This is a genomic window from Streptomyces shenzhenensis (assembly GCF_021462265.1).
Lineage (GTDB): Bacteria > Actinomycetota > Actinomycetes > Streptomycetales > Streptomycetaceae > Streptomyces > Streptomyces shenzhenensis.
In genome coordinates, this window is sequence record NZ_JAJONF010000019.1 from 154,046 (window position 1) to 175,886 (window position 21,841).

General features: G+C 70.1%; 22 protein-coding genes and 1 pseudogene. 10 read left to right on the plus strand and 13 right to left on the minus strand.

Annotated elements, in window-relative coordinates; translation table 11 throughout:
- Window positions 1-2: 2 nt before the first annotated feature.
- Window positions 3-179 carry a sulfotransferase gene (locus tag LQ326_RS48765; protein ID WP_372496942.1) on the minus strand — a complete coding sequence of 59 codons (177 nt, stop codon included), beginning with the start codon at window positions 177-179 and terminating at the stop codon, window positions 3-5.
- 242 nt (window positions 180-421) lie between these two features.
- On the opposite strand from LQ326_RS48765, the gene LQ326_RS24570 reads away from it, so the two are divergent.
- Window positions 422-1,273, plus strand: a complete 852-nt coding sequence (locus LQ326_RS24570; RefSeq protein WP_234539738.1) for an AbfB domain-containing protein — start codon at window positions 422-424, stop codon at window positions 1,271-1,273.
- 60 nt (window positions 1,274-1,333) lie between these two features.
- Here the strand turns inward: LQ326_RS24570 and LQ326_RS24575 are convergent, their stop codons facing one another.
- From LQ326_RS24575 to LQ326_RS24610, 8 genes are read right to left on the minus strand one after another with little or no spacing between them, the layout of a single operon-like run.
- Window positions 1,334-1,666, minus strand: coding sequence for a metal-sulfur cluster assembly factor (locus LQ326_RS24575; protein ID WP_234539740.1), 333 nt, complete (start codon window positions 1,664-1,666; stop codon window positions 1,334-1,336).
- Window positions 1,663-2,133: a Fe-S cluster assembly sulfur transfer protein SufU gene (gene sufU, locus LQ326_RS24580; protein ID WP_234539743.1), complete on the minus strand. Its 471-nt coding sequence runs from the start codon at window positions 2,131-2,133 to the stop codon at window positions 1,663-1,665. Before sufU ends, LQ326_RS24575 begins: the two co-directional genes overlap by 4 nt.
- A 50-nt stretch (window positions 2,134-2,183) precedes the next feature.
- Window positions 2,184-3,440 carry a cysteine desulfurase gene (locus LQ326_RS24585; protein WP_234539745.1) on the minus strand — a complete coding sequence of 419 codons (1,257 nt, stop codon included), beginning with the start codon at window positions 3,438-3,440 and terminating at the stop codon, window positions 2,184-2,186.
- Complete coding sequence (gene sufC, locus LQ326_RS24590; RefSeq protein ID WP_234539747.1) at window positions 3,437-4,201, minus strand: Fe-S cluster assembly ATPase SufC; 765 nt, start codon at window positions 4,199-4,201, stop codon at window positions 3,437-3,439. Before sufC ends, LQ326_RS24585 begins: the two co-directional genes overlap by 4 nt.
- Before the next feature lie 7 nt (window positions 4,202-4,208).
- Complete coding sequence (locus LQ326_RS24595) at window positions 4,209-4,535, minus strand: non-heme iron oxygenase ferredoxin subunit (RefSeq protein WP_234539748.1); 327 nt, start codon at window positions 4,533-4,535, stop codon at window positions 4,209-4,211.
- Window positions 4,532-5,716, minus strand: coding sequence for a Fe-S cluster assembly protein SufD (sufD, locus tag LQ326_RS24600; RefSeq protein ID WP_234539750.1), 1,185 nt, complete (start codon window positions 5,714-5,716; stop codon window positions 4,532-4,534). The genes LQ326_RS24595 and sufD overlap by 4 nt, the downstream gene beginning before the upstream one ends.
- 55 nt (window positions 5,717-5,771) lie before the next feature.
- Window positions 5,772-7,193, minus strand: coding sequence for a Fe-S cluster assembly protein SufB (gene sufB / locus LQ326_RS24605; protein WP_181804579.1), 1,422 nt, complete (start codon window positions 7,191-7,193; stop codon window positions 5,772-5,774).
- Window positions 7,190-7,924, minus strand: a complete 735-nt coding sequence (locus LQ326_RS24610) for a helix-turn-helix transcriptional regulator (RefSeq protein WP_234539751.1) — start codon at window positions 7,922-7,924, stop codon at window positions 7,190-7,192. Before LQ326_RS24610 ends, sufB begins: the two co-directional genes overlap by 4 nt.
- A gap of 171 nt (window positions 7,925-8,095) precedes the next feature.
- On the opposite strand from LQ326_RS24610, the gene LQ326_RS24615 reads away from it, so the two are divergent.
- The 4 genes from LQ326_RS24615 (at window position 8,096) to LQ326_RS24630 (ending at window position 11,847) form a co-directional block, all read left to right on the plus strand.
- A complete protein-coding gene (locus LQ326_RS24615; RefSeq protein WP_234539753.1) occupies window positions 8,096-8,935 on the plus strand; it encodes an AAC(3) family N-acetyltransferase in 840 nt (279 codons plus the stop codon).
- 11 nt (window positions 8,936-8,946) lie between these two features.
- The gene (locus tag LQ326_RS24620) at window positions 8,947-9,870 is read left to right on the plus strand and encodes an ABC transporter ATP-binding protein (RefSeq protein ID WP_234539755.1); all 924 of its coding nucleotides are present in this window, start codon (window positions 8,947-8,949) and stop codon (window positions 9,868-9,870) included.
- Window positions 9,871-9,958: 88 nt separating this feature from the next.
- The gene (locus LQ326_RS24625) at window positions 9,959-10,735 is read left to right on the plus strand and encodes an ABC transporter permease (RefSeq protein ID WP_234539757.1); all 777 of its coding nucleotides are present in this window, start codon (window positions 9,959-9,961) and stop codon (window positions 10,733-10,735) included.
- Window positions 10,736-10,827: 92 nt separating this feature from the next.
- Entirely contained in the window at window positions 10,828-11,847 is a 1,020-nt protein-coding gene (locus tag LQ326_RS24630; RefSeq protein ID WP_234539758.1) for a COX15/CtaA family protein, read from the plus strand.
- Here the strand turns inward: LQ326_RS24630 and LQ326_RS24635 are convergent.
- The 4 genes and pseudogenes from LQ326_RS24635 to LQ326_RS24650 all read right to left on the minus strand — a co-directional run.
- Window positions 11,802-12,029: pseudogene (locus LQ326_RS24635) on the minus strand (nucleotidyltransferase); the annotation flags it as partial. The gene LQ326_RS24630 and the pseudogene LQ326_RS24635 sit on opposite strands and share 46 nt — an antisense overlap.
- Before the next feature lie 39 nt (window positions 12,030-12,068).
- Window positions 12,069-13,175, minus strand: coding sequence for an amidohydrolase family protein (locus LQ326_RS24640; RefSeq protein ID WP_234539760.1), 1,107 nt, complete (start codon window positions 13,173-13,175; stop codon window positions 12,069-12,071).
- A gap of 175 nt (window positions 13,176-13,350) precedes the next feature.
- On the minus strand, window positions 13,351-13,677 hold the full coding sequence (locus LQ326_RS24645; RefSeq protein WP_234539762.1) for a hypothetical protein: 327 nt from the start codon (window positions 13,675-13,677) through the stop codon (window positions 13,351-13,353).
- 60 nt (window positions 13,678-13,737) lie between these two features.
- Window positions 13,738-14,691 carry a heme o synthase gene (locus tag LQ326_RS24650; RefSeq protein ID WP_234539763.1) on the minus strand — a complete coding sequence of 318 codons (954 nt, stop codon included), beginning with the start codon at window positions 14,689-14,691 and terminating at the stop codon, window positions 13,738-13,740.
- Between the two features lie 376 nt (window positions 14,692-15,067).
- On the opposite strand from LQ326_RS24650, the gene tkt reads away from it, so the two are divergent.
- The 5 genes from tkt to pgl are packed head-to-tail and all read left to right on the plus strand — an operon-like array spanning window position 15,068 to window position 21,732.
- Entirely contained in the window at window positions 15,068-17,155 is a 2,088-nt protein-coding gene (gene tkt / locus LQ326_RS24655) for a transketolase (RefSeq protein WP_234539765.1), read from the plus strand.
- Window positions 17,156-17,188: 33 nt separating this feature from the next.
- Entirely contained in the window at window positions 17,189-18,307 is a 1,119-nt protein-coding gene (tal, locus tag LQ326_RS24660) for a transaldolase (RefSeq protein ID WP_234539766.1), read from the plus strand.
- A gap of 4 nt (window positions 18,308-18,311) precedes the next feature.
- Complete coding sequence (zwf, locus tag LQ326_RS24665; protein WP_234539769.1) at window positions 18,312-19,850, plus strand: glucose-6-phosphate dehydrogenase; 1,539 nt, start codon at window positions 18,312-18,314, stop codon at window positions 19,848-19,850.
- Window positions 19,847-20,953, plus strand: coding sequence for a glucose-6-phosphate dehydrogenase assembly protein OpcA (opcA, locus tag LQ326_RS24670; protein ID WP_234539770.1), 1,107 nt, complete (start codon window positions 19,847-19,849; stop codon window positions 20,951-20,953). The genes zwf and opcA overlap by 4 nt, the downstream gene beginning before the upstream one ends.
- Window positions 20,950-21,732: a 6-phosphogluconolactonase gene (gene pgl, locus LQ326_RS24675; RefSeq protein ID WP_234539771.1), complete on the plus strand. Its 783-nt coding sequence runs from the start codon at window positions 20,950-20,952 to the stop codon at window positions 21,730-21,732. Before opcA ends, pgl begins: the two co-directional genes overlap by 4 nt.
- Window positions 21,733-21,841 lie beyond the last annotated feature (109 nt).

Here is a 21,841-nt window from a genome sequence, read left to right on the forward strand (position 1 = left end):
GCTCACGCAAGTCCCCGAAGCCGAGCCCGCGTTCGTAGAACCGGCAGGACGAACCGCGTTTCCAGCGGCGGGGCGATACGCGGGTGGGCGTGCAGCATCAGGTGGAGCAGGGTCGTTCCCGAGCGGGGACAGGCGAGGACGAAGACGGGGCGTACGGAGGAGAACACCGAGGTAGCCATCGGCGCCAGGGTGCCGTCGGGCGGCGAGCCGGACCTGGGAGGGCAACTGAGAACGCCGTTTGAACTCCCCCGCGCCCCACACGGATGTTTAATGCTCACAGAAACCGCTAGCTGAAGGGCTCCCCGTGAGCCCGTCACTCCACTAGTGTGTGCACCTCGGTGATCCACCCTTGCTTCACACTTCACCCACCCCACCCTCACGTCCCCGGCCGCTGCCTTGGCGCCGCTGGAGGAAACCGCGTATGCCAGAAACCACCCCCCAACCCCCGCCGCATCCCGCCTGGGAGAACGGCTGGGCCCCCGACACCTCCCGGGCCCCCGGCACCCGAAGACTCTGGCTGGCGGGCATGCTCGCCGTCGCCACCGTCGTCGCCTGCGTCACGGCGATAGCCGTCAGCCACAAGACCCCTGACCGGTCGGCGTCGCCCGGCTCCACGGCGACCGGGAACACCGACAACGGCCCGGGTCTGCTCTCCTTCGCCTCGCCGTCGGCGTCGGGTACGACCGCTCCGCCGAAGGGCACGTCGGGGATGTCGGCGACCTCGCCGTCCGCGTCCGCCACGGCGACCGCCACGGCGCACGGCAGCACCCCGAAGGCCGCGCCCTCCAGCGCGAAGCCCTCCAAGTCCGCTCCCTCCAAGGGCGGTTCGGGCGGCTCGGCGCAGCAGCCCAGCACCGCCCAGAGGTCGGTCCGCTCGGTCAACTACCCGGACCGCTACTGGCATGTGAGCGACGGCCTGGTGAAGCTGGACGCGCCACGCGGCTCGGAGTCCCGCGCGGACTCCACGTTCACCGTGGTCACGGGACTGGCGAACAGCTCCTGCTACTCGTTCAGGACGTCCGACGGGAAGTACCTGCGGCACCGCAGCTTCCTGTTGCGCGCCGACAGCGACGACGGTTCGTCCCTCTTCGAGCAGGACGCCACCTTCTGCGCCCGGGCCTCGTCCTACTCCGGCGCGGTCATGCTGGAGTCGGTGAACTACCCCGGCCGCTATCTGCGCCACCAGAACTTCCAGCTGAAGCTGGACCCGTACCAGAACAGCGACCTCTACCGGGCGGACTCCGCGTTCCGGTTCGTGGACCCGCTGGCCTGAGCAAGCGAACGAAAGCGGCGGCACCCGGAAGGTGCCGCCGCTTTCACGTGTGCGGGGTGCTCAGACGTTGAACCCGAGCGCCCGCAGTTGCTCCCGCCCGTCGTCGGTGATCTTGTCGGGGCCCCACGGGGGCATCCAGACCCAGTTGATGCGCAGCTCGTTGACGATGCCGTCCGTGGCGGACTTGGCCTGGTCCTCGATGACATCGGTCAGCGGGCAGGCCGCCGAGGTCAGGGTCATGTCGACGGTGGCGATGTTCGCGTCGTCGATGTGGATGCCGTAGATCAGGCCGAGGTTGACGACGTCGATGCCGAGCTCGGGGTCGACGACGTCCATCAGGGCCTCGCGGAGTTCTTCCTCCGAGGCGGGGTTCATCTCAGCGGTGTCGGTCATGCCGTCTTCCTCTCGGCGTCGGCCGCGCCACCCAGCGCCTGCGCCGTCGCGTCCTTCCACGCCATCCAGCTCAGGAGGGCGCACTTGACCCGGGCGGGGTACTTGGAGACACCGGCGAACGCGACCGCGTCCTCCAGGACGTCCTCCATCGCGTCGTCGGGCTCCAGCCGGCCCTTGGACTGCATCAGCTCCAGGAAGGTCTCCTGGATCTTCTGCGCGTCCGCCAGGTCCTTGCCGACCAGCAGTTCGTTCAGCACGGAGGCCGAGGCCTGGCTGATGGAGCAGCCCTGGCCCTCGTACGAGACGTCCTCGATCGTCGTGCCGTCGTACTTCACTCGGAGGGTGATCTCGTCGCCGCACGTCGGGTTCACGTGGTGCACCTCGGCGTCACCGTCCCTCAGACCACGCCCGTGCGGGTTCTTGTAGTGGTCCAGGATGACTTCCTGGTACATCGAATCCAGCTTCACGACGACAAACCTCGCATTCCATAGCGCAGCACGGTCTCAGCTCACGCCCTTCAGCCGAAGAAGTTCCGTACGTGCTCCAGGCCCTCGACCAGAGCGTCGACCTCGGCCGGAGTGGAGTACAGATAGAACGACGCTCGCGTGGTCGCAGGAATTCCGTACCGGAGGCAGACGGGCCGCGCGCAGTGGTGGCCGACGCGGACCGCGATGCCCTGCTCGTCGAGGACCTGGCCCACGTCGTGCGGGTGGATGTCCCCGAGGGTGAAGGAGATCGCGGCACCCCGGTCCTCGGCCGTGGTGGGGCCGATGATCCTCAGATCCGGGACCTGCTGGAGCTGCCGCACCGCGTACTCGGTCAGCGCGTGCTCATGGGCGAGGATCTTGTCCATGCCGATGGCGCTCAGGTAGTCGATCGCCGCGCCGAGGCCGACCGCCTGGGCGACCGGCGGGGTGCCCGCCTCGAACTTGTGGGGCGCCGGGGCGTACGTCGACGAGTGCATCGACACGGTCTCGATCATCTCGCCGCCGCCGAGGAACGGCGGCAGGTCCTCCAGGAGCTCCTGGCGGCCCCAGAGGACGCCGATGCCGGTCGGGCCGCACATCTTGTGGCCGGTGAAGGCCACGAAGTCGGCCTGCAGGGCCTGCACGTCCAGCGGCATGTGGGGAGCGGCCTGGGAGGCGTCGATGCAGACGAGGGCGCCGACCTCCTGGGCGCGGCGCACTATCGCCTCGACCGGGTTGACCGTGCCCAGGATGTTCGACACCAGCACGAAGGAGACTACCTTCGTCTTCTCCGTGATGATCTCGTCGAGGTTGGTGAGGTCGAGGCGGCCGTCGTCGGTGAGGCCGAACCACTTCAGCTTCGCGCCGGTGCGCTGCGCCAGCAGCTGCCACGGCACGATGTTGGAGTGGTGCTCCATCTCCGTGATGACGATCTCGGTCTCGTGGTCCACCCGGTAGGGCTCGTCGGCCCAGCCGAGCATGTTCGCCACGAGGTTCAGCGACTCGGAGGCGTTCTTGGTGAAGATCACCTCGTCGCGGCTGGGCGCGTTGATGAACTCGGCGACCTTGTCGCGCGCACCCTCGTACATCGCCGTGGCCTCTTCGGCGAGCACATGCACACCGCGATGGACGTTGGCGTTGTGGCGCTCGTAGTACTCGCTGAGGACGTCCAGTACCTGGCGCGGCTTCTGGCTGGTCGCCGCGTTGTCCAGGTACACGAGCTTCTTGTCGTCGTGGACCAGCCGGTCCAGGACGGGGAAGTCCTTGCGGATCGCCTCGGTGTCGAGGAGGCCCGGCAGCTGTGTCACTCGGATGCGCCACCCTTCGTGTATGCCTCGTAGCCCTCGGCCTCCAGCTTGTCGGCGAGCTCGGGGCCGCCCGACTCGACGATCCTGCCGCCCGCGAAGACATGGACCTGGTCCGGCTTGATGTAGCGCAGGATGCGCGTGTAGTGCGTGATCAGCAGGGTGCCGACCTCACCGGTCTCGCGGACACGGTTGACGCCCTCGGAGACGATGCGAAGGGCGTCGACGTCGAGGCCGGAGTCGGTCTCGTCGAGGATCGCGATCTTCGGCTTGAGCAGTTCGAGCTGGAGGATCTCGTGGCGCTTCTTCTCGCCGCCGGAGAAGCCCTCGTTCACGTTGCGCTCGGCGAAGGAGGGGTCGATGGACAGCCGCTCCATGGCCTCCTTGACCTCCTTCACCCAGGTGCGCAGCTTGGGGGCCTCGCCGCGGACGGCGGTGGCGGAGGTCCGCAGGAAGTTCGACACGGAGACACCCGGAACCTCGACCGGGTACTGCATCGCCAGGAACAGGCCCGCGCGGGCCCGCTCGTCGACGGACATCTCCAGGACGTCCTCGCCGTCGAGCAGCACGGTGCCACCGGTGACCGTGTACTTCGGGTGACCCGCGAGCGAGTAGGCGAGGGTCGACTTGCCGGAGCCGTTGGGGCCCATGATGGCGTGCGTCTCGCCCTGCTTCACGGTGAGGTCGACGCCCTTGAGGATCTCCTTCGTGGCGTTGTCGGCCTCGACGGTGACGTGCAGGTCTCGGATTTCAAGCGTTGCCATGGGTGCCTCAGGACTCCTGGGTGAGGGAGACGAGCACGTCGTCCCCTTCGATCTTTACGGGGTATACGGGGACGGGGCGCGTGGCCGGGAGGCCGGACGGCTTGCCGGTGCGCAGGTCGAAGCTGGAGCCGTGCAGCCAGCACTCGATCTGGCAGTCCTCCACCTCGCCCTCGGAGAGCGAGACGTTGGCGTGGGAGCAGATGTCGTAGATGGCGAACACCCCTGCCTCGGTCTTGACGACCGAGACCGGCGTGCCGTCGAGTTCCACCCGCTTCGGGGTGCCCTCCTCCAGCTCGCTCAGCCCGCAGGCGCGCACGAACGCAGTCGAGGTCATGCGACCGAGACCTCCAGCTCCTGCTCGATCTTGGCGAGCAGGCGCTCCTCGATGTCGGCGACACCGATCTGCTGGACCAGTTCGGCGAAGAAGCCGCGGACGACGAGGCGGCGGGCCTCCTGCTCCGGGATGCCGCGGGCCATCAGGTAGAAGAGCTGCTCGTCGTCGAAGCGGCCGGTGGCGGAGGCGTGGCCGGCGCCGACGATCTCGCCGGTCTCGATCTCCAGGTTCGGCACCGAGTCGACGCGCGCGCCGTCCGTGAGGACCAGGTTGCGGTTCATCTCGTAGGTGTCGGTGCCCTCGGCCTTGGCCTCGATGAGGACGTCACCGATCCACACCGCGTGCGCGTTGTCGCCCTGGAGTGCGCCCTTGTAGGCGACGTTGGACTTGCAGTGCGGGGTGTTGTGGTCGACCAGCAGGCGGTGCTCCTGGTGCTGGCCGGCGTCGGTGAAGTACAGGCCGTACAGCTCGGCCTCGCCGCCGGTGCCGGCGTAGGAGACGCGCGGGTGCAGTCGTACGACGTCGCCGCCGAAGGTGACGACCACGGACTTGAAGCCGGCGTCCCGGCCGACCAGGGCGTTGTGCTGGGCCACGTGGACGGCCTTGTCGTCCCAGTCCTGGACGGAGACCACGGTCAGCTTGGCGCCGTCGCCCAGGACGTACTCGACGTTGGCCGCGGTGACCACGTCACCGGTGTGGTCGATGACGACGACGGCCTCGGCGAAGGCGCCCAGCTCGATCACCTGGTGGCCGTAGGCGACCCCGCCCTGGCCGTGCACGCTGATCCGGATCGGCTCGGTGAGCACCGTCTCCTTGGGGACGGTGACCACGCCGGCCCGCTCGAAGGCGGAGTACGCCTGGGCGGCGACCCGGTCCACCGGGGTGCCGGCCCGGCCGAGCCGGGGGTCGTCGCGGCCGACCAGCTCGACGGTGACGCCCTCGGGGGCCTCCACCGCGACCTTCAGGCTGTCGCCGGACGCGACCGCCGTGCCGTCGTGCAGCCCGCGCAGGCGCTCCAGCGGGGTGAACCGCCACTCCTCCTCGCGGCCGTGCGGGACCGGGAAGTCCGCGACGTCGAAGGACGGGGGCGCGCTCATGCGCGTGGCGACGGTCGACTCGGCGGCCACCGCGATCTGGCCCGCGGTCATCGACCCCGCGGGGATGTTCTGAGCCTCAGCCATGGCTGTCGGTCTGCTCGCTTTCTTACGTGAGTGGCTTGACGGTGACGGCGGTCGGTCAGCCGACCGCGCCTTCCATCTGGAGCTCGATCAGCCGGTTGAGCTCGAGGGCGTACTCCATGGGCAGTTCCTTGGCGATCGGCTCGACGAAGCCACGCACGATCATCGCCATCGCCTCGAACTCGGACAGACCGCGGCTCATCAGGTAGAAGAGCTGGTCCTCGGAGACCTTGGAGACGGTCGCCTCGTGCCCCATGGACACGTCGTCCTCGCGGACGTCCACGTACGGGTACGTGTCGGAGCGGGAGATCGTGTCGACGAGCAGCGCGTCGCACAGCACGTTCGACTTGGAGCCGTGGGCGCCCTCGCCGATCTCGACCAGGCCGCGGTAGGAGGTACGGCCGCCGCCGCGCGCCACGGACTTGGAGACGATGTTGGACGACGTGTTCGGCGCCATGTGGACCATCTTGGAACCGGCGTCCTGGTGCTGGCCCTCGCCCGCGAAGGCGATGGAGAGGGTCTCGCCCTTGGCGTGCTCGCCCATCAGGTAGACGGCCGGGTACTTCATCGTCACCTTGGAGCCGATGTTGCCGTCGATCCACTCCATGGTGGCGCCCTCGTAGGCGACGGCGCGCTTGGTGACCAGGTTGTAGACGTTGTTCGACCAGTTCTGGATGGTCGTGTAGCGGCAGCGGGCGTTCTTCTTGACGATGATCTCGACGACCGCGGAGTGGAGGGAGTCGCTCTTGTAGATCGGAGCGGTACAGCCCTCGACGTAGTGCACGTAGGCGCCCTCGTCGACGATGATCAGGGTCCGCTCGAACTGACCCATGTTCTCCGTGTTGATGCGGAAGTAGGCCTGGAGCGGGATCTCGACGTGCACACCCTTCGGCACGTAGATGAAGGAGCCGCCGGACCACACGGCGGTGTTCAGCGCGGCGAACTTGTTGTCACCGGCCGGGATGACGGTGCCGAAGTACTCCTTGAAGAGCTCCGGGTGCTCCTTCAGGGCGGTGTCGGTGTCGAGGAAGATGACACCCTGCTCCTCCAGGTCCTCGCGGATCTGGTGGTAGACGACCTCCGACTCGTACTGGGCGGCGACACCGGCGACGAGGCGCTGCTTCTCGGCCTCCGGGATGCCCAGCTTGTCGTAGGTGTTCTTGATGTCCTCGGGCAGGTCCTCCCAGGACTCCGCCTGCTTCTCCGTGGAGCGCACGAAGTACTTGATGTTGTCGAAGTCGATACCGGAGAGGTCGGATCCCCAGTTCGGCATGGGCTTCTTCTCGAAGAGCTTGAGGCCCTTGAGACGCAGCTTGGCCATCCACTCCGGCTCGGACTTCTTGCCGGAGATGTCGAGGACGACCTCCTCGTTCAGGCCGCGCCTGGCGGAGGCACCGGCCACGTCGGAGTCGGCCCAGCCGTATTCGTACTTGCCCAGGCCCTCGAGCTCAGGGTGGGCAGTCTCCGTGGGGAGAGTCATGCGGGGTTCCTCCCGGCCGTGCTAGCAGATGCGTCAGTGGAAATCTTGGGGATGAACGTCGTGCAGACGCCGTCGCCGTGCGCGATGGTCGCCAGTCGCTGGACGTGTGTTCCGAGCAGTTCGGCGAAGATCTCCGTCTCCGCCTCGCACAGTTGGGGGAACTGCTCCGCGACATGGGCGACCGGGCAGTGGTGCTGGCACAGCTGTTCGCCGACCGGTGCGCGGCGCGCCGTCGCAGCGTACCCGTCCAGGCTCAGGGCCTTGGCCAGTGCTTCGGCGCGCTCGTCGGGGCTCACGCTCTCGATCGCCTGGCGGTAGGCGCTCGCCTGGGCGGCGATCCGGGCCCGCGCGAAGGCGGCGACCGCTTCCTGGCCGCCTCCCTGCTCGGCGATCCAGCGCAGCGCGTCGGCGGCGAGCTTGTCGTACGACTGGTCGAAGGCGTCGCGGCCGCAGTCGGTGAGGGCGAAGATCTTGGCGGGCCGGCCGCGCGTCCGCGCGCCGTACACCCGCTGCTCGCGCGCCTCCACGACGTCGTCGGCCACCAGTGCGTCCAGATGCCGGCGTACGGCCGCCGGAGTCAGGCCCAGGCGTCCGGCGAGCTCCGTGACGGTCGACGGCCCGTGGTCCAGGATCGACCGCGCGACCCGGTTGCGCGTCGAGCGCTCTCCGGTCGCGAGCTCTTCCTGCGGGGCCCCCGAAGGGGTCTCCCGAACCTCGCCGACGTTTTTCACAACACCATTGTTGCGTAATTCCTCAGAGCCAGGCAAGCGGCGTCCGGGCGGGGAAGCGGTGCCCTGCATCACTTAGGGTTACCTAACCACGGGTCTGCCCTGACCTGCGGAAATCACCCGTGCACCCAATTGGGTGGCGCACGGCGGCCGCCTCCGGAACACTCCAGGATCATGCCCACGCCCCCTCCGACCGGCCCTCTTGTCACGCGGGACGCCCTCGCGAAGCAGCTTCGACTGCTGGGTGTCAGGACCGGCGAGATCCTCCTCGCGCACACTTCGCTCAGTTCCCTCGGCTGGGTGAACGGCGGAGCCGTGGCCGTCGTCCAGGCCCTCCTCGACGCCCTCGGTCCGGACGGCACCCTGGTGGTCCCCACCCAGTCCGGCGACCTCTCGGACCCCGCCGGGTGGGGAAACCCGCCGGTGCCCGAGGAGTGGTGGGCGACGATCCGGGCGACCATGCCGCCGTACGACCCCCGGACGACCCCCAGCCGCGGGGTCGGCGTGCTTCCGGAGACCCTGCGGACCTGGCCGGGTGCCCTGCGCAGCGCCCACCCGCAGACCTCCTTCGCCGCCGTCGGCCCCCGCGCCGCGGAGCTCCTGGACGGCCACGAACCCGACTGCCGGCTCGGCGAGCGGAGCCCGCTGGCCCGGCTGGAGCAGCTGCACGCGCGCGTGCTCATGCTGGGCACCGGCTACGCCACCTGCACCAGCTTCCATCTCGCCGAGTACCGGATCCCCGCCCCGCGCGTCCGGGTCGGCCGTCCCGCGCCCGGCGGCGGCTGGGAGGAGATCACCGAGGTGTCGATCACCTCCGACCGCTTCGACGAACTCGGGCACGACTTCGAACGCGACCGCCCGGTGGTCGTCCGCGGCACGGTCGGCGCGGCCGAGGCCCGGCTCTTCCAGGTGGCGGAGGCCGTGGCCTACGCCGAGCGGTGGCTGGCCGTGCACCGACCCCGTGAGGAGGAGATCCAGCCACCCGGCCGTCCGGGTGACGGCCGGCGTCCTTAGACTCTGTCACCATGCGAAGTGAGCCGGTGGTCCAGGTGCGGGACCTGGTGAAGCGGTACGGCACCAAGACCGCTGTGAACGGCCTCGTCCTGACCGCCGAGGCCGGCGTGACGGCCGTACTCGGCCCCAACGGGGCGGGCAAGACGACCACGATCGAGACCTGCGAGGGGTACCGCAAGCCGGATTCCGGCACGGTGCGCGTCCTGGGCCTCGATCCCGTACGGCAGTCCGCCGAGCTGCGCCCCAGAGTCGGCGTGATGCTCCAGTCCGGGGGTGTCTACTCGGGCGCCCGCGCCGACGAGATGCTGCGGCACGTGGCGAAGCTGCACGCGCATCCGCTGGACGTGGACGCGCTGATGGAGCGGCTCGGCCTCGGCAGCTGCGGACGGACGTCGTACCGCCGCCTGTCCGGCGGCCAGCAGCAGCGCCTGGCGCTCGCCATGGCGGTGGTCGGGCGCCCGGAACTGGTCTTCCTCGACGAGCCGACGGCGGGCCTCGACCCGCAGGCCCGCCGCGCCACCTGGGACCTCGTCCGGGACCTGCGCACCGACGGTGTCTCGGTCATCCTCACCACCCACTACATGGAGGAGGCCGAGCAGCTCGCCGACGACGTGGCCGTCATCGACGCCGGCCGGGTGATCGCCCAGGGCTCCCCCGAGGAGCTGTGCAAGGGCGGCGCCGAGAACACCCTGCGGTTCACCGGCCGCCCCGGCCTCGACGTCGGCTCGCTCCTCAAGGCACTGCCGGCCGACTCCACGGCCGCCGAACTGACCCCGGGCTCCTACCGGGTGGTCGGCAAGGTCAACCCGCAACTGCTGGCGACGGTGACCTCGTGGTGCGCCCAGCACGGCGTCATGCCCGACCGCATCTCGGTCGAACGGCACACCTTGGAAGACGTGTTCCTGGAGCTCACGGGTCGGGAGTTGCGCTCATGATTCCGGCTCACACGAAAACCGGCCGGGGGTCCGCGGGTCGCCCCCCGGGAAAGCACAGCCTGGAGCTCACGGGTAGGGAGTTGCGTTCATGACCACCGCGACCGGCACCGGTGTCCACGTCCCCGAGCCGGGTGCCGCCCCGCTCCCCCGCATGATCGCGGCGCAGGCGGCCCTGGAGACGAGGATGCTGCTCCGTAACGGCGAGCAGCTCCTGCTGACGGTGGTGATCCCCACCCTCCTCCTCGTGCTCTTCAGCTCGGTGGACATCGTCGACACGGGCAAGGGCAAGTCGGTCGACTTCCTGGCCCCCGGCATCCTCGCCCTCGCGGTCATGTCGACGGCCTTCACCGGCCAGGCCATCGCGACCGGCTTCGAGCGCCGCTACGGCGTGCTGAAGCGCCTCGCCGCCTCCCCGCTGCCCCGCTGGGCCCTGATGGCGGCCAAGACCGCGTCGGTCCTGGTCACCGAGGCCCTCCAGGTGATCCTGCTGACGATGAGCGCCTTCGCCCTCGGCTGGTCCCCGCACGGCAACCCCCTCGCCGTCCTGCTCCTCCTGATCCTCGGCACGGCCGCCTTCTCCGGCCTCGGCCTCCTGATGGCGGGCACCCTCAAGGCGGAGGCGACCCTGGCGGGAGCCAACCTGGTGTTCCTGCTGCTGCTCGTGGGCGGTGGGGTCATCGTCCCGCTGGACAAGTTCGGCGGCGCCCGGCACACCCTCGACCTGCTCCCCATCTCGGCCCTCTCGGGCGGCCTGCGGGACGTGCTCCAGCACGGAGCGGCCATGCCGTGGGGCGACCTGGGGATTCTCGCGGTGTGGGCGGTGGTGGCGCTGGGGGCGGCGGGGAAGTTCTTCCGGTGGGAGTGACAGGTCCCGGCGACCCGCGCGACCCGCTGGACGGCCCCGTCGGCGGGGCGGACCCCCACCCTCGTGAACGCGTGCACAAGCAGCCCCCTACCATGGTGCCCGTGCCAAAGCTGACCCCCACCGACCTCGTAGCGGCGCTGCGCAACCCGCTCGCCTTCATCGCCGAACGCTGGACCCCGGATCCCCGGACCGTCCAGCGGGCGGCTCTCGCCGCGCTCGTCATGTCGGTGATCATCGTGGTCACCGGCGGTGCGGTGCGGCTCACCGGCTCCGGCCTCGGCTGCCCGACCTGGCCCGAGTGCACCGACGGCTCGCTCACCCCGACCGACGCGCTGAGCTACCACAGCGCCATCGAGTTCGCGAACCGCATGCTGACCTACGTGCTGTGCGCGGCGGTCGGGTGGGCGATCATCGCCGCCCGGTCGCAGAAGCCCTACCGGCGCGGTCTGACCCGGCTGGGCTGGACCCAGTTCTGGCTCGTGATGGGCAATGCCGTGCTCGGCGGCATCGTGGTGCTGGTGGGTCTGAACCCGTACACCGTGGCCGCCCACTTCCTGCTGGCGACCGCTCTCATCACGGTCGCCGCCGTGATGTGGCAGCGCACCCGCGAGGGCGACGGAGAGCCACGCCCGCTGGTCGGCCGGGCCGTGCAGCAGCTGGTGTGGGCCCTGGTGGCCGTGTCGCTGCTGCTCATCACCGCGGGCACGGTGGTGACCGGCGCGGGACCGCACCCGGGCGACTCCGGCGACGTCGAGCGCATCGACGTCAGCTGGTCGGGCGTCGCCGAGCTGCACGCGGTGTTCGCCTGGATCGTGGTGTCGCTGACCTTCGCGCTGTGGTTCTTCCTCAAGGGCGTCGACGCGCCCCAGGGGCCGCGGGACCGCGTCCGCGACCTGTTCCTGATCCTGCTCGGTCAGGGCGTGATCGGGTACGTCCAGTACTTCACGCACCTGCCCACGGTCCTGGTCGGCCTGCACATGTTCGGCTCCTGCCTGATGTGGATCGGCGTGCTGCGTGTCCTGCTGTCCCTGCGGGAGCGCGCCGAGGTGACGGCCGACCTGCCCGTTCAGTCGTACGACGCCGTGAGCGCGTCGATCGCCGGGCCCAAGTAGTCGCGGGTCAGCCGGGCCCGGCGCGCCGTCCACTCCTCGGTGGGCGGGGCGGGGTGAGCGTCGTAGCGGCGGCTTCGGATGTCGTCGACGACCTCGGCGGGGGCGCCGAGACCGGGCAGCAGGTCCAGCGCCTCGCGTTTGGAGATCAGGCGGCCCGCACGGGCGGTGACGGTGGCCCGGGCCAGTAAGGTCTCGGTGTCCATGCGCCGAGTCTGGACAGGTCAGTCCAGTCCGTACACCCGTGTCGCGTTCCCCGCCGCGATCAGCTTGGCCACCCGCTGCGCGTCGCCCAGGGACCAGGCGCCGTCGGCGACCCAGGTGCCGAGGACCCGGGCGAGGGACTCGCGGAAGAGGCGGGCGCCGACCACGTGCAGCTCGGGGAGGCCATGGGCGCCGCTGGAGAAGAGGATCTTGCCGAAGGGGGCCAGCTCCAGGATCTCGGCGAGGACCGTCGCGGCGCGGGCGCCGGTGCGCACCAGGGCCGCGCCCGAGTCGGCGTACACGTGCGGGAAGACGCCGGCGAGGTGGGCGGCGTGGCGGTGGTAGGGGTAGCCGTGCAGGAGAACCAGGTCGGTGCCGAGGCCCGCGGTGGCCCGGACGAAGTCGGTGAGCAGGACCGGGTCGGTGCGGTCGATCCGGGCGCCGGGCTCGCCGAGGCCCGCGTGCAGCTGGAGGGGGAGGCCGGAGGCCACGGCGATCCAGAGCAGGTGCCGGAGCAGGACCGGGTCGGTCAGCTCGCCGCCGACGCCGCGGGCCGCCAGCCAGCGGCCGGCCGCGCCTCTCACCTCGCCGGGGCCGGGCGGCTCGGGGGCCAGGGCCAGGCCGTGGCGGAGACCGGCGACGGAGGTGAAGGCGACCGCGTTCGCCGCCGCGCCGTGCACCGACTCGGCGAGGTTGGCGAGGAAGGACTCGACGGTGCCGGAGGTGTCGGCGACCTGCTCGGCGAGGAGTTCCAGGCGGACGATCTCGCGGGCCTGAGCGGCGCCGGCCGAGGCGACCTCGGCGGGGCCGGTGAGGTCGCCGGGCAGGCCGGTGTCGACGAGGTAGGTGGTGATGCCGCTGCCGCGCAGGAGACGGCGGCCGGTCTCCAGGACGCCGAGTTCACGGCGCCGGGCCAGGTAGCGGGCCGGCGCGCAGTGGGGTTCCAGGCCGAGGAGCGGGGGGCACCAGCGCCGTACCGCGAAACCGGTCTGGGTGTCGAAGAGGGTGGTGCCGGGGGCCGGGGGGCCTTCGGTACGGGCGAGCTGGGCCTCGAAGGTGCCGAGGCCCAGCTCCGTACGGAGTACGCCGTGACAGTACTGGTCCACCAAGGACGGCGTGTCGATCATCCGGGCTCCCCGTGGACGACGGTTGCTTAACCGTCTTAACGGGTGAACGGGACCGAAGTCGCGGTTCGGCCCGGGAGTGCCGGTCCTACGGCGACCGCGGGCCGCAAGCGGCCGGCCGCGCCCACGGGGCGGCGCCGTCTGTCAGATAGGCACCGCGCCCCTTCGGGGGCGCTGCTCAGCCGCCTACTTGAATGCCCGCCATCCGCTTCCACTCGTACGGACCCGTCTGCACCTTCGCCGCGAACTCGCCGTCGAACGACTCGTGGACCGTGATGCCGGACTTGGCGACCGCCTGCTCGGCGATCCCGTACGTCGGGGCCACCAGGTCGCCCCAGCCGCCGTCCGCGCCGACGAGGACGATGCGGGCGCCGCGTTCGCCGATGTAGGCCACCTGCCCCTCGGCACCGCCGTGGGCCTTGGCGAAGGCGCCGATCTGCCGGGCGAGGCGCGCCGCCTTGCGCTCGGCCTTCTGGTCCACCTCAACCTGCTGCGTGTCTGCCATGGACAGGATGCTACTCACGGGTAGATCGACTGGCGAGGGCAGGGCGGTGTGACCTGGGCGTCAGCGCAGGAAGGGGTCGACCGCCACCGCGACGAACAGCAGCGACACATACGTGATGGACCAGTGGAACAGCCGCATCTCCTTGAGCTTCCCGGCCGTCACCTCCGCCTTCGCGCGGTGCTGGAGCGCGTGCGCCTCCCACAGCCACCAGCCGCCCGCCGCCAGCGCGACCAGGGTGTAGAACCAGCCGGTGTAGCCGAGGGGGGTGAGCAGGAGGGAGACGGCGACCATCACCCAGCTGTAGATGACGATCTGCCTGGCGACCACCTTGTTGGAGGCGATGACCGGCAGCATCGGCACGCCCACGCGCGCGTAGTCGTCCTTCACCTTCATGGAGAGCGGCCAGTAGTGCGGCGGCGTCCAGAAGAAGATCACCAGGAAGAGGACGACCGGTGCCCAGGAGAGCGAGTCGGTGACGGCCGACCAGCCGATCAGCACCGGCATGCAGCCGGCGATGCCGCCCCACACGATGTTCTGCGAAGTACGCCGCTTGAGGAGCATCGTGTAGACGACGACGTAGAAGAGCAGCGCTCCGAGTGACAGCCAGGCGCTCAGCCAGTTGACGGTGAAACCGAACAACAGTGTGGAGACGACCGCGAGGCCGACGCCGAAGGCGAGGCACTCGCGCGGGCTGACCATGCCGGTCACCAGTGGCCGCTGCGAGGTGCGGTCCATCAGCGCGTCGATGTCCCGGTCGATGTACATGTTCAGCGCGTTGGCGCCGCCGGCCGAGAGGTAGCCGCCGACACAGGTGAGCAGCACCAGTGTCAGGTCGGGCACGCCCCGCTGCGCCAGGAACATCACCGGAACCGTGGTGATGAGCAGCAGTTCGATGATCCGTGGCTTGGTCAGCGCCACGAAAGCTTGGACACGGGCCCCGAACGGCCGGTGGCTCGCGCTCTCGCTCGCACCGAGTACCCCCGCTGGACGGGATTCGACGGCCGTCACGCACACCCCTGACAGAGACTCCCAGCGAGCCCCGCCGTGTGAACTCACGGTAAAGGCTCGCGCGTACCACGCCACTTTAGACGTTGCCCATACCCCGCCCTTCGCGGGGGTGGGGTCGTGTTGAGGGGCGTCTCGAAAGAGGGGCACAGGGTTCGGTTGAGCAGTCAGATGAGCGGTTCCGTATTCATGTGCCGAATGCCTTCTCGGCCAGTCGGGAGGCGGATGCCCGAGAGTCCCGGCAGTCTGGAAACACTCGAAAAAACGCACGTCTTTACGGGGGTAGGCTCGACACGGCCGGTGGGCACCCGGCACACCGGCAGCCGGTGTGGGCGTGTGCCCGTGGACCGGTAACCGAACATGTGGAGAGGAGCCCTGACCCAGGGTGAGCACCAAGCCGACCACCACAGACCTCGACTGGACCGAGTTGGACCAGCGGGCCGTCGACACCGCCCGCGTCCTGGCCGCCGACGCCGTACAGAAGGTCGGCAACGGCCATCCGGGTACGGCGATGAGCCTGGCGCCGGCCGCGTACACCCTCTTCCAGAAGGTGATGCGGCACGACCCGTCCGACCCCGACTGGGTGGGCCGCGACCGCTTCGTGCTGTCCGCCGGTCACTCGTCGCTGACCCTCTACACGCAGCTCTACCTGGCCGGTTTCGGTCTGGAGCTGGAAGACCTCGAAGCCTTCCGCACCTGGGGCTCGAAGACCCCCGGTCACCCGGAGTACGGCCACACCAAGGGCGTGGAGACCACCACCGGTCCGCTGGGCCAGGGTGTCGCCAACGCGGTGGGCATGGCCATGGCCGCCCGCTACGAGCGCGGTCTGTTCGACCCGGACGCGCCGCAGGGCGAGTCGCCGTTCGACCACTACATCTACTGCATCGCCGGTGACGGCTGCCTCCAGGAGGGCATCTCCGCCGAGGCGTCCTCGATGGCCGGCCACCAGAAGCTCGGCAACCTCGTCCTGCTGTGGGACGACAACCACATCTCGATCGAGGGCGACACCGAGACGGCCGTCTCCGAGGACACCGTCAAGCGGTACGAGGCGTACGGCTGGCACGTCCAGCGGATCGCTCCGAAGCCGGACGGCGACCTGGACCCGCACGCCATCTACAACGCGATCGAGGCCGCGAAGAAGGTGACGGACAAGCCGTCCTTCATCGCGATGCGCTCGATCATCGCCTGGCCCGCCCCGAATGCGCAGAACACCGAGGCCGCGCACGGCTCGGCGCTGGGCGCGGACGAGGTCGCGGCCACCAAGCGCGTCCTCGGCTTCGACCCGGAGAAGAGCTTCGACGTCGCCGAGGAGGTCATCGCCCACACCCGCCGGGCCGGTGAGCGCGGTGCGGCGGCGAAGGCCGAGTGGGAGAAGTCGTTCCAGCTGTGGCGGGACAACAACGCCGAGCGGGCCGCCGACTTCGACCGGATCGCCGCGGGCGAGCTGCCCAAGGGCTGGGAGGAGAAGGTCCCGGTCTTCGAGCCCGGCAAGGGCGTCGCGACCCGCGCGGCCTCCGGCAAGGTGCTCCAGGCCCTCGGCGCGGTCATTCCCGAGCTGTGGGGCGGCTCCGCCGACCTGGCCGGGTCGAACAACACGACCATCGACAAGGACAGCTCCTTCCTGCCGGCGGACAACCCGCTGCCGGGTGCGGACCCCTACGGCCGCACCATCCACTTCGGTATCCGCGAGCACTCCATGGCCGCGGAGATGAACGGCATCACCCTGCACGGCAACACCCGCGTCTACGGTGGTACGTTCCTCGTCTTCTCCGACTACATGCGCAACTCCGTGCGGTTGTCGGCCCTGATGCACCTGCCGGTGACGTACGTGTGGACCCACGACTCCATCGGTCTGGGTGAGGACGGCCCCACGCACCAGCCGGTCGAGCACCTCGCCTCGCTGCGCGCCATCCCGGGTCTGAACGTGGTCCGCCCGGCCGACGCCAACGAGACCGCGATCGCCTGGCGCGAGATCCTCAGGCGCTACACGAAGGTCTTCGGCAAGGGCGCCCCGCACGGCCTGGCGCTGACCCGTCAGGGCGTGCCGGTGTACGAGCCCAACGAGGACGCGGTCAACGGCGGCTACGTCCTCTTCGAGGCGTCGAACCAGGCCCCCGAGGTCATCCTCATCGCGACCGGTTCCGAGGTCCACGTGGCCGTCGAGGCACGCGAGCGGCTGGAGGCCGACGGCGTGCCCACGCGCGTCGTGTCCATGCCGTGCGTGGAGTGGTTCGAGGAGCAGGACCAGGGGTACCGGGACAGCGTCCTGCCGCCGTCCGTCCGGGCGCGGGTGTCGGTCGAGGCGGGCATCGGCCTCACCTGGCACAAGTACGTCGGGGACGCCGGCCGCATCGTTTCCCTGGAGCACTTCGGTGCTTCCGCAGACGGCAAGGTGCTCTTCCAGGAGTTCGGCTTCACTGCCGAGAACGTGGCCGCCAAGGCCAGGGAATCTCTCGCCGCCGCCCAGCGCTGACGCTCACATACGACACGTAGGAGATGTAATTCCATGACAGACGCACTCAAGCGCCTCTCCGAGGAAGGCGTCGCGATCTGGCTGGACGACCTGTCGCGCAAGCGGATCACGTCCGGCAACCTCGCCGAGCTGATCGACCAGCAGCACGTCGTGGGCGTCACCACCAACCCGACCATCTTCCAGAAGGCGATCTCCTCCGGTGACGGCTACGAGCAGCAGGTCTCGGACCTGGCCGCCCGCAAGGTCACCGTCGAAGAGGCCATCCGCATGATCACCACGGCGGACGTCCGCGACGCCGCCGACATCCTGCGCCCGGTGTTCGACGCGACCGACGGCCAGGACGGCCGGGTGTCGATCGAGGTCGACCCGCGCCTGGCGCACAACACCAAGGCGACGGTCGCCGAGGCCAAGCAGCTGGCCTGGCTGGTGGACCGCCCCAACACCCTCATCAAGATCCCGGCCACCGAGGCGGGTCTGCCGGCGATCAGCGAGGTCATCGGCCTCGGCATCAGCGTCAACGTCACGCTGATCTTCTCGCTGGAGCGGTACGGCAAGGTGATGGACGCCTACCTGACCGGCCTGGAGAAGGCCAAGGAACGCGGCCTGGACCTGTCGCTCATCCGTTCGGTGGCGTCGTTCTTCGTGTCCCGCGTGGACACCGAGATCGACCGGCGCCTGAACGACCTGGGCACCGACGAGGCCAAGGCGCTGCGCGGCAGGTCCGCCGTCGCCAACGCCCGGCTCGCCTACCAGGCGTACGAAGAGGTCTTCTCCTCCGACCGCTGGCAGGCGCTGGAGAGCGCGGGCGCCCGCAAGCAGCGTCCGCTGTGGGCCTCCACCGGTGTGAAGGACCCGGCGTACAAGGACACCCTGTACGTCGTCGACCTGGTGGCGCCGAACACGGTGAACACCATGCCGGAGGCCACCCTCCTCGCGGTCGAGGACCACGGTGACGTCACCGGCGACACCGTGACCGGCTCGTACGAGCAGGCCCGCGCCGACCTCGACGCCGTCGAGGCGCTCGGGATCTCGTACGACGACGTGGTCCAGGTACTGGAGGACGAGGGCGTCGAGAAGTTCGAGGCGTCCTGGAACGACCTGCTCAAGTCGACCCAGGCGGAGCTGGAGCGCCTGGCCCCCTCGGAGGGCTGATCACTTGTCACCCCTTTCCGGTTCCGGAGCGAACCCGCTTCGTGACCCCGCGGACCGACGGCTCCCGCGCATCGCGGGGCCGTCGGGCCTGGTCATCTTCGGCGTCACGGGCGACCTCTCCCGTAAGAAGCTCATGCCCGCCGTCTACGACCTCGCCAACCGGGGTCTGCTGCCGCCGGGCTTCTCCCTGGTCGGCTTCGCCCGCCGCGAGTGGGCCCACGAGGACTTCGCCGCCGAGGTCCACGACGCCGTCAAGGAACACGCCCGCACGCCGTTCCGCGAGGAGGTCTGGCAGCAGCTCCTCCAGGGGATGCGCTTCGTCCAGGGCACCTTCGACGACGACGACGCGTTCGAGCGGCTGCGCTCCACCATCGACGAGCTGGACAAGGCGCAGGGCACGGGCGGCAACTTCGCCTTCTACCTCTCGGTGCCGCCGCGCTCCTTCCCGGTGGTCATCCAGCAGCTGAAGAAGCACGGGCTGGCCGACCAGTCCGGCGGCTCCTGGCGGCGCGCGGTCATCGAGAAGCCCTTCGGCCACGACCTGAAGTCGGCCGAGGAGCTCAACAAGGTCGTCCACGAGGTGTTCGAACCGGACCAGGTGTTCCGGATCGACCACTACCTCGGCAAGGAGACGGTCCAGAACATCCTGGCGCTGCGCTTCGCCAACACCATGTACGAGCCGATCTGGAACCGGTCCTTCGTCGACCACGTGCAGATCACCATGGCCGAGGACATCGGTATCGGCGGCCGCGCCGGCTACTACGACGGCATCGGGTCAGCCCGGGACGTCATCCAGAACCACCTGCTCCAGCTGATGGCCCTCACCGCCATGGAGGAGCCGGCCTCCTTCGACGCGGACGCGCTCGCGGCGGAGAAGGAGAAGGTGCTCGGCGCGGTACGGCTGCCCAAGGACCTGGGCAAGTCGACGGTGCGCGGTCAGTACGCGGCCGGCTGGCAGGGCGGCGAGAAGGTCATCGGCTACCTCGAAGAGGACGGCATCGACACCAAGTCGAAGACCGACACCTACGCCGCCGTGAAGCTGGGGATCGACAACCGCCGCTGGGCGGGCGTCCCCTTCTACCTGCGCACCGGCAAGCGGCTCGGCCGCCGGGTCACCGAGATCGCGGTGGTCTTCCAGCGGGCCCCGCACTCCCCCTTCGACACGACGGCCACCGAGGAACTCGGGCAGAACGCGATCGTCATCCGCGTCCAGCCCGACGAGGGCGTCACCGTCCGCTTCGGCTCGAAGGTGCCGGGCACCTCGATGGAGATCCGGGACGTGTCGATGGACTTCGCCTACGGCGAGTCCTTCACCGAGTCCTCGCCGGAGGCGTACGAGCGGCTCATCCTGGACGTGCTGCTCGGCGACGCCAACCTCTTCCCGCGCACCGAGGAGGTCGAGCTGTCCTGGAAGATCCTCGACCCGATCGAGGAGCACTGGGACAAGCACGGCAGGCCCGCGCAGTACAAGTCCGGCACCTGGGGTCCGGCCGAGGCCGACGAGATGCTGGCACGAGACGGACGGAGCTGGCGCCGGCCATGAAGATAGACCTCACGGACACCACGGCCGCCAAGGTCAACAAGGCACTGGTAGAGGGGCGCCGGGCCATCGGCACGCCCGCCGTCGGCATGGTGCTCACCCTCGTCGTCGTCACCGACGAGGAGAACGCGTACGACGCCCTCAAGGCCGCCGGCGACGCCTCGCACGAGCACCCCTCGCGCACCCTGGTCGTCATCAAGCGCGTCTCCCGCTCCCCCCGCGACCGTACGGCGTCCCGCCTGGACGCCGAGGTCCGGGTGGGCGCGGACGCGGGCACCGGCGAGACGGTGGTGCTGCGGCTGTACGGCGAGGTCGCCGACCATGCCGACTCGGTCGTGCTGCCGCTGCTGCTGCCGGACGCCCCGGTCGTCGTCTGGTGGCCGGTGAACGCCCCGCTCGACCCGGCGAAGGACCCCCTCGGCGCCCTCGCCCAGCGCCGGGTCACCGACACCTACTCCTCCGAGCAGCCGGTACGGGAGCTGTCCGCCCGCGCGGACGCCTACACCCCCGGCGACACGGACCTGTCCTGGACCCGGATCACGCCCTGGCGCTCGATGCTGGCGGCGGCCCTGGACCAGGTGGTCTGCGAGGTCAAGGCCGTCGAGGTGGAGGGCGAGGAGTTCAACCCGAGCTGTGAGCTGCTGGCGATGTGGCTCGCGGACCGGCTGGACGTCCCCGTCAGACGCTCCCTGTCGGCCGGCCCCGGTCTGACCGCGGTGCGGCTCACCACCAGCGCGGGCGCGATCGCGCTGGACCGGGCGGACGGCTCCCTGGCCACCCTGTCCATCGACGGCCAGCCGGACCGCGCGGTGGCGCTGAAGCGGCGCGACACGGCCGAGCTGATCGCGGAGGAGCTGCGCCGGCTCGACCCGGACGACACCTACGCGTCGGCGCTGCGCTTCGGCGTGGACCGCCTCAACGCGTCGTCGGCCCCGGCTACGGCTCCGGCTCCTGTTCAGGCCCCGTCCGCCGCCACGACGGACCCGGCGCCCAAAGGAGAACCGGTCACCCGCGCGGCAGCCCCCGAAGCCGCTGCCGAGGCTCCCACGACAGAGGCGGCGTCGCAGGAACGGGCGCCGCTGAAGAAGAGGGCGAAGACGACATGAGCACCCCCCAGCTGGTCGTGCACCACGACAAGGAGCTGATGGCGCAGGCCGCCGCGGCCCGCCTGATCACGAAGATCGTGGACGCGCAGGCCTCCCGGGGCGAGGCGTCCGTGGTCCTCACGGGCGGCCGCAACGGCAACGGCCTGCTGGCGGCCCTGGCGGCGGCCCCGGCCCGGGACGCCATCGACTGGAGCCGGCTCGACCTGTGGTGGGGCGACGAACGCTTCCTGCCCGAGGGCGACCCGGAGCGCAACGTCACCCAGGCTCGCGACGCCCTGCTCGACCAGGTTCCGGTGGATCCGAAGCGCGTGCACGCCATGCCCGCCTCGGACGGCCCCTGGGGTACGGACGTGGACGCGGCAGCCGAGGCCTACGCGGCGGAACTGGCCCTCGCGGCCGGCCCCGAGAACCATGGTTCGGTGCCCACCTTCGACGTCCTGATGCTGGGCGTCGGGCCGGACACCCACGTGGCCTCGCTCTTCCCGGAGCTTCCCGCGGTCCGCGAGACGGAACGCACGGTGGTCGGCGTCCACGGCGCCCCCAAGCCCCCGCCGACCCGCGTCTCCCTCACCCTCCCCGCCATCCGCTCGGCCCGCGAGGTCTGGCTCCTGGCGGCGGGCGAGGACAAGGCCGAGGCCGTCGCCATCGCCCTCTCGGGCGCGGGCGAGATCCAGGCCCCGGCAGCGGGCGCCCAGGGCCGCCGGCGCACCCTGTGGCTCCTGGACGCGACAGCGGCCTCCCAACTGCCCCGGTCGCTGTATCCGCCGGCTTCACCCTGACGAAGTGCTGAGAAGAACCCGTACGGCCTCGGCGGCCGTACGGGTTCTTTCATGTCCGGCCTAACGACCGCGCAGCTCTCGGTACTTGGCCACCAGTGCCGTCGTCGAA

Coding starts and splice junctions, on each gene's coding strand:
- LQ326_RS48765 (WP_372496942.1), bottom strand. CDS start 179: ATGGCTACCTCGGTGTTCTCCTCCGTACGCCCCGTCTTCGTCCTCGCC.
- LQ326_RS24570 (WP_234539738.1), top strand. CDS start 422: ATGCCAGAAACCACCCCCCAACCCCCGCCGCATCCCGCCTGGGAGAAC.
- LQ326_RS24575 (WP_234539740.1), bottom strand. CDS start 1,666: ATGACCGACACCGCTGAGATGAACCCCGCCTCGGAGGAAGAACTCCGC.
- sufC (WP_234539747.1), bottom strand. CDS start 4,201: ATGGCAACGCTTGAAATCCGAGACCTGCACGTCACCGTCGAGGCCGAC.
- LQ326_RS24595 (WP_234539748.1), bottom strand. CDS start 4,535: ATGACCTCGACTGCGTTCGTGCGCGCCTGCGGGCTGAGCGAGCTGGAG.
- sufD (WP_234539750.1), bottom strand. CDS start 5,716: ATGGCTGAGGCTCAGAACATCCCCGCGGGGTCGATGACCGCGGGCCAG.
- sufB (WP_181804579.1), bottom strand. CDS start 7,193: ATGACTCTCCCCACGGAGACTGCCCACCCTGAGCTCGAGGGCCTGGGC.
- LQ326_RS24615 (WP_234539753.1), top strand. CDS start 8,096: ATGCCCACGCCCCCTCCGACCGGCCCTCTTGTCACGCGGGACGCCCTC.
- LQ326_RS24620 (WP_234539755.1), top strand. CDS start 8,947: ATGCGAAGTGAGCCGGTGGTCCAGGTGCGGGACCTGGTGAAGCGGTAC.
- LQ326_RS24625 (WP_234539757.1), top strand. CDS start 9,959: ATGACCACCGCGACCGGCACCGGTGTCCACGTCCCCGAGCCGGGTGCC.
- LQ326_RS24630 (WP_234539758.1), top strand. CDS start 10,828: ATGGTGCCCGTGCCAAAGCTGACCCCCACCGACCTCGTAGCGGCGCTG.
- LQ326_RS24640 (WP_234539760.1), bottom strand. CDS start 13,175: ATGATCGACACGCCGTCCTTGGTGGACCAGTACTGTCACGGCGTACTC.
- LQ326_RS24645 (WP_234539762.1), bottom strand. CDS start 13,677: ATGGCAGACACGCAGCAGGTTGAGGTGGACCAGAAGGCCGAGCGCAAG.
- tal (WP_234539766.1), top strand. CDS start 17,189: ATGACAGACGCACTCAAGCGCCTCTCCGAGGAAGGCGTCGCGATCTGG.
- opcA (WP_234539770.1), top strand. CDS start 19,847: ATGAAGATAGACCTCACGGACACCACGGCCGCCAAGGTCAACAAGGCA.
- pgl (WP_234539771.1), top strand. CDS start 20,950: ATGAGCACCCCCCAGCTGGTCGTGCACCACGACAAGGAGCTGATGGCG.